This window comes from Pontiella sp., assembly GCF_041622395.1.
Classification (GTDB): domain Bacteria; phylum Verrucomicrobiota; class Kiritimatiellia; order Kiritimatiellales; family Pontiellaceae; genus Pontiella.
Genome location: NZ_JBFJYW010000217.1, coordinates 1 through 6766 on the forward strand (window position 1 = coordinate 1; position 6766 = coordinate 6766).

At 56.2% G+C, this 6766-nt stretch carries 4 protein-coding genes; all 4 read right to left on the bottom strand.

Features of this window, described 5'->3' with window-relative positions:
• Positions 1-336: 336 nt before the first annotated feature.
• Entirely contained in the window at positions 337-3021 is a 2685-nt protein-coding gene (locus ABYO54_RS12185; RefSeq protein ID WP_372808527.1) for a sulfatase-like hydrolase/transferase, read from the bottom strand.
• Positions 3022-3040: 19 nt separating this feature from the next.
• A complete protein-coding gene (locus tag ABYO54_RS12190; RefSeq protein ID WP_372808529.1) occupies positions 3041-4243 on the bottom strand; it encodes a sulfatase-like hydrolase/transferase in 1203 nt (400 codons plus the stop codon).
• Positions 4244-4320: 77 nt separating this feature from the next.
• Positions 4321-6084, bottom strand: coding sequence for an IS1634 family transposase (locus tag ABYO54_RS12195; protein WP_372808528.1), 1764 nt, complete (start codon positions 6082-6084; stop codon positions 4321-4323).
• Positions 6085-6608: 524 nt separating this feature from the next.
• Positions 6609-6725 carry a PEP-CTERM sorting domain-containing protein gene (locus ABYO54_RS12200; protein WP_372808530.1) on the bottom strand — a complete coding sequence of 39 codons (117 nt, stop codon included), beginning with the start codon at positions 6723-6725 and terminating at the stop codon, positions 6609-6611.
• Positions 6726-6766 lie beyond the last annotated feature (41 nt).

A 6766-nucleotide genomic window follows, 5' to 3' on the forward strand; every position in this document is an offset into this window, starting at 1 on the left:
CGGAGACACAGAGGGGATATGCATAGAGTCTCTGTGTCGCAGTGTCTTTGTGGTGAAAATACGAAGTTCTAGGTGATACGCTGCACCAGTGCTCCGTATTTCTTAATCGGTCGCACTGAATAAACGTTAACGTGAACAAGGATTCAATTTAACACCCGCTTCGCTAAAGGTCGCAAAGACAGCAAAGCCGATTCTTCGCGACCCTTGCGGTCTTCTGTTAAATCGGAAATGAGCAGCATTTTATGTATGTGATGAAGCTTTCCCTGCGATCCATCCGAATCTTTAGGATGTGTAATGTGCCAGGAATGTTTTTTACTCAATCCGTTCCCATTGGATTTATCGCGCATTCTCCCCGACCAGGTCTCCATCGCCGATGTCGGTCCGGGCAAATTCAATGTATTCGAGCAGGTTGCTGACAACATCCGGGTAAAGGGTGGAGACATCGTTCGTCTCCCCGATATCGGCTTCGAGGTCGAAAAGCATCGGCGAGGGAATATCGAACCAGTCCCCATCCCGGTAATAGCGCGCCCAGGTGGAGTCGGCATCCCGGGCCACATGCAGCTTCCACTTTCCGACGCGTACCGCGTGGAGGTCATTCCGAACATAGTAGTAGAAGGCTTCCCGTGAGCCGGTGGCTCCGGAAACACCGTGCATCAGGGAGGTGATATCAACACCGTCGATCACGCGGTCGGACGGAACCGTCGCCCCGGCCAGTTTTGCGAGCGACGGCATCAGATCCTGGGTGGAGGCGATTTCATCGCAGACCGTTCCGGCGGGAATCCGTCCGGGCGCCCGCATGATGCAGGGAACGCGGAACCCGCCCTCCCAGCTCGTGACCTTGTCGCCGCGCAGCGGCAGGGCCGACCCGCCCATGGCCTCCGCTTCGGCAACACTGCCGTACTCGCCGACATGCGAGCTGCTGTTCCCCAGATACCACGGCCCGTTATCGCTCGTGTAGATGACGTAGGTGTTGTCGTCGAGTCCCAGTTCCTCGACGGCGTCGAGGATCCGCCCGACATTATAATCGAGTTCCTCGATCACATCGCCGTAGAGCCCGCCCGCCGACGTGCCCGCGAAGTCGTCGGACACCGCCAGATCCACATGGGGCATCGTATGGGCCAGATAGACGAAGAAGGGTCGTTCCTTATTTTTTTGGATAAACGAGATGGCCGCATCGGTATAGCGCTCCGTCAGTCCGCCCATGTCCGCGCCGGTTTCAATTCGGGTCGTATTTTCGATGATATTCACCGTCGAGTCATTGCTCCCGGAGGTGCCCAGAAAATAATCAAAGCCCTGGGCGAGCGGGAGATAGTCGGGATCGTACGCGGTCTGGGAGTGGCCGCCCAAATCCCATTTACCAAAGGCGGCGGTCGTATACCCCACCTCTTTGAGTATCTCGGCAAGAGTCACTTCGGTGTGCGCCAGTCGACAATGCACGACGGATCGGGCATCCGGCGTGGCCGTCCGCAAGGGGTAACAGCCGGTCATCAGGGCGTCCCGGGACGGTCCGCAAACGGTCTGCGCATAAAAGCCGGTAAAACGCATCCCCTCGCTCGCCATCGTATCGATTCGCGGCGTTAAAATGTCCGGCGAGCCGAAACAGCCGAGATCCTGATAGCCCTGATCGTCGGCCAGAATAATGACAAAGTTCGGTCGGCGGCTCAGGCGGAAAAATCCGCTGCCATCCCCATCGGCATCCACGTTTTCGCCACCTTCGATCCTAACGGTATCGCCGGAGGTTCCGTGCACATCAAAATCGATCGCGGAGAACCGCTGCAGATCATCCGACCGCTGAACCACATAATTCGTTCCGGCGTGTTCCAGGTTCAGGGCCACATTACTTGCGCTACCCACCGTAATGTCCACAATGTTCGGCACGACGATCACGTCATTGGTACTTCCTTCCACGGTCGTAAGCGTCAGGGCCGACAGGAACGGATAAACCGTGCCGGGTTTCGCGGCAATCTCCAGAACGCCGCCAAAAGACCGGACTCCTTCAATACGGGCGATCCGGGGATCCGCAGAGGCCGTGGCGGGGTTGAACAGATTCGTCAGCGTTCCCGCCTGAAGGAATGTATAATCGGTATTGGCATTGTTCGTGAAGCCGCCGATCACCCCCTCGATGTCGTAAAGCAGCGAGTCGTCCAGCCCATAGAACATCACGGTCCATGTGTCGCCGTCTCCGGCCCAGTCGGTGACATTGGACACATCGTAATCGGTGGAAAGACCCGACAGTGAATCATTGGGTCCGTCACTCTTGTAGAAGGACGGGCCGGTCACCTTAACGGAGATCCCGGTCACCGAGCTTCCGTCGGAGAGCCGCACCAGCGAGCTGTAGGTGCCGTTGGCGGAAATATCATTAAAATGGTTGGCGGGCGGGGTATCCCCGAAATCCAGGGCAATGGTCCAAAAATCGGTAAGCTTCTCAACAGCAGTCAGTGTCATCTGCGAAATGGAAGCGAGATCAGTATCCGTGTAATCAGATACGGTGAATGTCAGCACTCCGCCGCTTGAGGAGAGACCGGTATATTCAGCGTATGCATCAACACCGGAATCACCCGTATAATCATAATCAATTCCCCCCACAGTATACGTCTGTTCGAATGGAGCCGTGTTACCACTACGAGCCATTCCGCCTGTCAGCGTGTAACTCAGGCTATCATCCAGTCCGGTATAAACAACCGTGATCAAATCAGAACCACTTAGGTTATTGGCAGCCAGGTGATCGGCATAAATAGACTCATCGGTTGAACCCAAACCGGTGCCGGGAGCCGCGTTGTTTACATAGTCACCATTCGTCCCCGTGAGAGTAACGCTAACGCCTACACCGGTGAAGGCTCCATCAGACAATCGTGGCAAGTCACCGATTGAAAGAGTCGATGTCGATATTTGGTTCCAATTCGCCACGGCCGGTGCTGTTGCACCAAAGTCAATTGCGATCACATCGCCGCCAACAATGGCAGCACGCGCACCGACGACCAAAGCCAAAAACATTCCGGCCATTCCTGCTGTTTTTTTCATACTGAGTTTCTTCCTATTACTATCTGCGGGAATGCTCTCCGATCACATCGTGATAACCGATATCCTCTTTGGCAAAGTCGAGATCTTTCAGCAGCTCGGTAACCACTTCCGGATATTGCGCAGCCACATTCGTGGTTTCTCCAATATCGTCGTCGAGGTTGTAGAGCGAGAGTACCTCGACGTAGGGGCGGTCTTCAGGCGGCACGTGGGTTTGCCATTGCACCCCTTCCTTGGTGCGATCCAAATCGGAATGCACAAGATGGAGCTTCCACGTTCCACGGCGTACTGCCCGCAAGGCCTCATGCTGGTAAAAGAAAAACGGACGATCCAGCTCCGTCTGTGTGCCGTGAATAATTCCGGAAATATCCAGCCCGTCGATCACGCGGTCGTCCGGCAATTCGGCACCTGCAAGTTTTCCAATGGTTGGAAACAGATCCATGTTGGCGCAAACGAGATCCGAAACGGTTCCGGCGGGAACCTTTCCGGGCGCACGGATGATGAACGGGACGCGGAGGCCGCCATCGTAGGTGCTGGTTTTGGCACTGCGAAGCGGCTCGCAATGCCCGGCGTGATCTTTCTTGATCCACCAGGGGCCGTTATCACTGGTAAAGATAATATAGGTGCTGTCATCCAGACCGAGTTCCTTCACTTTGTCCAACAGGCGCCCCGTATGGTAGTCGAGTTCTTCGATACAATCGCCATAGAGCCCGGCAGCGGACTTTCCTTTAAATTTCTCCGTCGTGTACAGGGGCGTGTGGGGCATAGGATGCGCAAGGTAGAAAAAGAACGGCTCGTCTTTATTCGTTTCCAGAAACTCAATCGCCTTGTCGGTAAAGAGCTGGGTCGGCGATGGATGATATGGATTTTTCAAGACCACCTTTTGCTTTTCAAAAATAGGTTTGCAGAAAGCCGTCTCCCCCCAGAAGGTGCAGTCGAAGCCTTGGTTATGCGGGCCGAGCTCAACGCGGAAAGTCAACTTTCCTCTCCCGGAAGCATCCCATTTACCAGCCATGCCGGTTTTGTATCCCTGCTCCTTGAGGATTTCCGCAAGGGTGATTTCATTCAAGGACATCGCCGGGTGCACCATACGGCCGTCATCATGTTCGGCTCGTTCAATGCGCATGGGATAACACCCTGTCAGCAGAGCCGAACGGGATGGCCCGCAGACGGTCTGGGCGTAGAAGCTGGTAAAGCGCATGCCCTCTTTCGCCATCCGATCTATGTTAGCCCAAGTTTCTCACTCGACGGCGCAAGTCGTTGCTTTGCAATGAGCGGACTTTCTGAGGCACTACAAAGTCGTTAAGGTGTCACCTCCGTTTTGCGCGGGGGGTAGGCGCGGTTGAAGTCGATTCCAAGAAGGGTGTAGATGCGTTGCTGTTCTTCGTCGGGTTCGCTGGGCTTGCGGATGAAGATTTCGCGCCCATCTTCAAGGGGGAGCCGGGTGGTGGCGACGATATGGGTGCCGAGCAGGCGGCGCAGGGTGCGCCATTCGCGTAGGTCGCCGGCGGTTTCGAGGCGGTAGCCGATCCAGCGCAGCAGGTGGTAGGCGAGTACGCTGATGAAGATGTGCCCGTCGACCCGGTGTCCGAGTTGGTGGAAGTTGGGGCGCAGCCCGAGGGTGCCCTTGAGCATCCGGAAGCCTTTTTCGGCTTCGAGCAGGGTCATGTAGAGTTCCCACAGCGTTGCGGCGACCATGGTTTTGTCGGTTTTGAGGACGTAGTCGCCGCAGAGCGAGAGGGCTTCGTCGAGTTTGCTGTCGTTGCGAACCAGATGCAGGGTGTGGTCTTTATGCTCGGCTTTGTAGAAGCGGGCGACGCGCGGATGTTTTTTGAACAGGGCGCCGATCTTACGCTCGATGATTTCGACCTTTTTAAGCCGCCCGGCTTCGATGCGTTCGCGCAGGGATTCGCCGTCGGCGAGGAAGCGCTCCTCGGCCTTGGAGATCATGGCGCGTTCCTTTTCGCGCCGCTGGGCGCTGCGGCAGAGTACAAGCCGTCGGTTTTCATTTTCGGGATCGTCGATCCGCTTGACCTCGACCTGTTTTTCCGGTTTGCGGCCGGGGAGCGGGACGAAGGTTTCGTTTTCGAAGTGTTCGGCGTAGCGGCTGCGGCTTCCTCGGGTGATGTTGATGATGTAGGAGCACCCGAGCTCTTCGAGCAGGCGGATGTTTTCTTCGGAGGCGAATCCCGCGTCGAGGGTAACAACGGGCCGGAGCTCCTCGTCACCGAGATCCAGCCGTTCGAGCATAGCCGCGAGCGTTTTCGTGTCGGCCATATTGCCATCGAATACCTCGTGCGCCAGGGCGAAGCCATGCTCGTCGAACGCCATGCCGACGGCAACCTGCCGGCAGTCGTTGCGTTTCTGTTTGTTCTTCCCATGCTTCGCCTTGGGGTTGCGCTGACAAAGTCCCTCGAAATGCGTGTTGGTAACATCGTACAGTACGATGCTGCGCCGCAGGCTGAAGAGTTCCCGTTCGCCTTCGCGCAAAGCCTGTTCGACTCCTTTGCGGTATCCAAGCAGCTCGTCACTCGTTCTATACAACCGATCCTTCGTGGTCCGGCCGACCTCCACGCCAAGCATCTCGGGCAACGCGGTACGGTTCACCCAATCGGCCAATGCCCACTCGCTGAGCGGCTCCACCAGCCGGTTAATCACCATCATTTGAGAGAGCGCGATTCGCTCATCCGACATTCCGTGCCGCTTGAGAATGGACGACAGCCCCAGCGCGTCCCATGCGCCGAGGCCCACCAAATGCGGTCCGAACCCGGCAACATCATCCGTGCGGATCCGATCGACAACCACCCCGTCCAGATGGGTTGTGCCCGGCTTCAACGGAACTGCCCGGGTCTGTTCCGCAATTCTCACAATGCGCACAACCCATGCAGCAGCCTCTGCTGAAAGCTCGACAGGCCACAGCGATTCCTCACGGCGCAGGCGCTGTTCGACCGCCCGCGCAATCGGTTTGAGTTCATTCTGCGGCACATCGGCATCGCCCAGCGAGGCCAACACCCTTTGGCGCGGCTTCCCCTCTGCATTACGGAACGACTCCACCAACTGGAGCACCCTCGAACCCCGGCTCACTTTTTCCCTGAAAAACATAAGGAAATCGTAGCAGGCAAATGATCTGCGTCAACCGGGCCGGAAAAAATACAGGCACTACCTCCCGAAGCCCGCCTTGGAAATGCGCGACTTACGACAGAAACCACATCAATTAAGGGCAAAAAAGTCGATTTTCGCCGTTTTCAAATGCTCATTTAAGAAAGTCGGGTTAGCTCCTCGCTATTCAAATCCCATCATGCTTCCGACGGATTATTAACCACAGAACAACAGAGAAGCTGAGTACTTACCGTCAACTACGCCTTGGTGCCCGCTAGAGATCCGGCAGATAAATACCCGGATTTTTTCCACGAGAGAACGCAAAGACACCAAAGATTAATCCCACAGGCTTTTCGTGATCTATGTGTTCCTTCCTGACTAAAACTTGCGCCGAGCCGCCGGCACATTGCCCACGCCACGCAGAGCTTAACCGCAAACAAAAAAAGAGCCCACCGAAGCGGACTCTTTCACAACTCTTGTCAATCGAAAGATTAACGACGAGCTTTGCGGCGAGCCAGGAACATACCCAAGCCAGCAACACCCATCAGACCGAGCGTAGCAGGTTCCGGGATGACTTCGATATTCGCATCAAGAGCACCCACGCTCATCGTCTGCGGATTCGACGGAGCCGGATCGCTCGCAGCAGCCA